General features: G+C 39.9%; 3 protein-coding genes. 2 read left to right on the top strand and 1 reads right to left on the bottom strand.

All coding sequences use genetic code 11. The features are described 5' to 3' along the window. Positions 1–374: 374 nt before the first annotated feature. Positions 375–1,865 carry a glycosyltransferase family protein gene (locus O9295_RS24610; protein ID WP_288035934.1) on the top strand — a complete coding sequence of 497 codons (1,491 nt, stop codon included), beginning with the start codon at positions 375–377 and terminating at the stop codon, positions 1,863–1,865. A gap of 96 nt (positions 1,866–1,961) precedes the next feature. Next, positions 1,962–3,239 (top strand): hypothetical protein, encoded by a 1,278-nt coding sequence (locus O9295_RS24605; RefSeq protein ID WP_288035932.1) that lies wholly within the window; start codon positions 1,962–1,964, stop codon positions 3,237–3,239. A 1-nt stretch (position 3,240) separates the two neighbouring features. Here O9295_RS24605 and O9295_RS24600 read toward each other — a convergent pair. Then, a partial coding sequence (locus tag O9295_RS24600) for a transposase (protein WP_071784045.1) occupies positions 3,241–3,351 on the bottom strand: 111 nt, incomplete at its 5' end.

Here is a 3,351-nt window from a genome sequence, read left to right as displayed (position 1 = left end):
ACCGCCGACACCATCGGTCAAAGCATGGGGGCATCGCGGCTGGGGTTGTCTCTTTCATCGCTGCTCTTTCAACGTAAAGTGCTTACTCTTTAACGATTATACTCGATTTGATCTTTATTTGGCGTTTAAGTCCCATTAGTAAATTCTCAGGGATATCAAATGGTCAACCCATCCTTAGACCAACTCTAGGCAAGGGACTCATTTCTGACAGAAAAGTTCCCCCTTTCTCCCTACTAAACTATAACTTAAGAGATTGACATTACCATCAGCAATATGCTAAAAAACATTAGCTTGATAGCCCAGTAACAATAATTACCCCGTTAAAAATCCCTATATTTTCCCCTAAAGCCAACATCTTTACCTTAGTTGCCAACATGATTCGTCAGTTAAATTATTCTAGAGTTTGGTTGTTATTAATCCTTATTTTTGCGCTTTTCCTGCGTCTAAATGCCGCTTTCTCTTATCCTAATATTCTCTGGCCGGATGAAATTTTTCAGACCTTAGAACAGGGTCATCGACTAGCTTTTGGCAATGGGATGATACCTTGGGATTTTCGGGACGGGATTCGTTCTTGGTTATTTCCGGGGATTCTTGGCGGGATTATGAAGCTAACTGCTGGTTTTTCGGAAGGAGCCAGTGGCTATCTGGCCAGCATCAAGATTTTCCTCAGTTTACTATCTTTAATCCCCGTTTGGATCGGATTCTCGATCGCCTACGAAAGTATCGGTTTGGCTGGTGCTATCCTAACCGGCGGTATTTGTGCGATTTGGTTTGAATTTATCTATTTTGCCCCGAAAGCCTTCACCGAAGTTATTGCTGCTTATTCCCTGCTAGTCGGCGTTTATTTAGGATGTTACGGCAAAAATCCCCCCTCTCGTCAGCGACTGTATTGGACGGGGTTTTTCTACGGATTGACCACCTATCTTCGATTTCATTTACTGCCTGCCATCGCCATCGCCCTCATTTATCAAGTTAGACAAAAAAATTTTCCACAATTACTGCCCCTTGCCCTCGGTTTTATCGGTCCGGTTTTGCTGGGGGGTGCTTTAGACGCTTTCACTTGGTCCACCCCCTTCCAATCGATTTGGAAACTGATCTGGATTAATATTTTTGAAGGAAAATTTAATAGTTTTGGCGTATCCCCCTGGCAGCAATATTTTACTTGGTTAGCCCTCAATTGGTCTTGGTGGCTGTTTCCGATCCTCGTCTTCTGTGCAATCGCTGCTCGTCGTCACTGGATTCTCGCCCTTCTGGCCCTAGTTATTATCCTCTCTCACAGCTTTTTAGGTCACAAAGAATATCGTTTTATTTTCCCCGCCTTACCACTAATTATTATTCTCGCTGGTTTGGGGACTGCCACTCTCGTCTCACGTTTATCGTTAATGCGAGGTTCCCTCGCCGGCAAAACTATCGTTATTTTTAGTAGTTTACTTCTTTGGGCTTTTCTCTCTTGGTTGTTGGCGGGGCGTTTTAATACGGACCAGACTTTTAATTTCGGACCGCCTTGGCAAAAACCGGGCTATACTCACTGGCAAACCCACGGCGGACAATTACAAGCCTATCAGTATTTAAGTAGCGAGAAAAAACTGTGCGGTTTAGGAGTAAAAGGATTGGCGTGGCAGTACACGGGGGGATACGCCTACTTACACCAAGATGTACCGATTTATTTCCTTAAAGATAACCAAAATTTCGAGGAACTACAACCTTATTTTAATTATCTATTATTTAACCAAGACACTGCCGCGGTCGGAGATTATCAACGGGAGAAATGCTTTAACGGAACTTGCGTTTACAGGCGCTCGAACTCTTGTCAAGTTAACCCGAATTATCATATCAATCAGTATCTCAAAGAAGCTGGCGAGTAGGATAATATATCCTTAGGCAAACTTGCTAAATTTGTCAAAAATAAGTCTAAAAAGCAGAGAAAAAAATTTAATTATGTAAGCGGGATAACTTCGATCATGAAAAAAGTTAAAATCTGGTCAATTTGCCTAAGTTTTCTGATTTTAATCTATATAATTTCTGTCATGACGGTCAACCTCTCCTCTTTCCCCGGATTGCACGGAGATGAGGCTTGGTTTGGACTGAATGCCAGGGAAATCCTCCACCACGGAACTCGATCGCTCCACGGACTAAACACCTATACTAGCTCTTTCTATAGCTGGTTAATTTCCCTAACATTTCGCTTGCTAGGCATCAAAGTTTTTTCCTTGCGATTACTGGGGGTTTTCCTTAACCTATTAGGTTTTATTATCGTCGTTTATAGCCTGAATAAATATGTGGATCAAAAGACGAGTATTCTTTTCTTATTTTTACTACTATCTTGTTCTTCTTTACTGCTTTTTCCTAGAATAGCCTGGGAAGTATTCGCTTTACAAGTATTCTTTCTTTCCCTTAAATTTAAGCTTCTTCTCAAGTACTTTAAAAATCATGAATTTACTGGACTCGATATCTTTCTTTTCCTTTTCATAACTTCCCTGGGAGTTATCAATCATTTTATCTTTATCTTTGAATCCCTCGGTTTAACTGTGGCGGCTCTAAGTCTGCACCTACGTTATTTTAATAAAACCACGATCCAGCTTTTCTATTTATCTTTTTTATCCCTGACAGTCGTTTCTATAATTTATGTAACTAAACCTTTAATTAGTGATGAAATTTTTCAAGCATATCGATATATTTTATTGATAATTAGCCTAGCAGTTCTCGCTCTTTTTAGTAAAGTTTTTATCAGAACGCAGCAACAAATTAGCCAGATTTTATCCTTGCCACCACGGTTTAAGCAAATATTTTCTTGGTTAGCTGGTGTTTTTCTCCTACTGCTATCACTATTTTTATTGAGAAACTTCCTGACTATTCATTCCCAAAGTTTTCTTGGCACTATCTCAGGAATTATCGTCATCGAAAGACTCTCCTCCAGCCTGTTAACTGTCTTGAAAAAACAATGGTTAGAAATTACTTGGATAGCTCTCATAAGTATTTTTATCCTGCGGGGATTACAAAAGCTAATCAGTAATAACACGGCTAATAACTTACAAACGGAGGTATTTTTCTACTTATATCCCCTATTCTGTTTATTGTTTGTTTCCCTAGCACCGGGTAACTCCGATCGCTATTATATTATTCCGGGTTATCTTTTTCTGATTGCTTTTCCCCTAGTCGTCCGCAGTCAATATATTACCTATCAAGTTCGTTACCTATACCTATCACTAATTATGGCTCTTCGTTACCCTTTATGCTAAATCAACAGACAAGATGCCAAGATAACATACTTCTAACCCAAAAATTCCGAAAGTTTCTAAAGCCATAGCCTCTCCGTTTTATTAGTTTAAGTTTATTGTTGATTCCCTCGAC

The sequence above is a fragment of the Microcystis sp. LE18-22.4A genome (genome assembly GCF_027531105.1).
GTDB lineage: Bacteria > Cyanobacteriota > Cyanobacteriia > Cyanobacteriales > Microcystaceae > Microcystis > Microcystis aeruginosa.
The sequence above is the reverse complement of the archived record's forward strand: the minus strand, read 5'-3'. Positions and strand labels throughout refer to the sequence as shown.

What these genes read in the sequence shown, in the direction of transcription:
- O9295_RS24605 (WP_288035932.1), top strand. Translation starts at nt 1,962, where the DNA reads ATGAAAAAAGTTAAAATCTGGTCAATTTGCCTAAGTTTTCTGATTTTA.
- O9295_RS24610 (WP_288035934.1), top strand. Translation starts at nt 375, where the DNA reads ATGATTCGTCAGTTAAATTATTCTAGAGTTTGGTTGTTATTAATCCTT.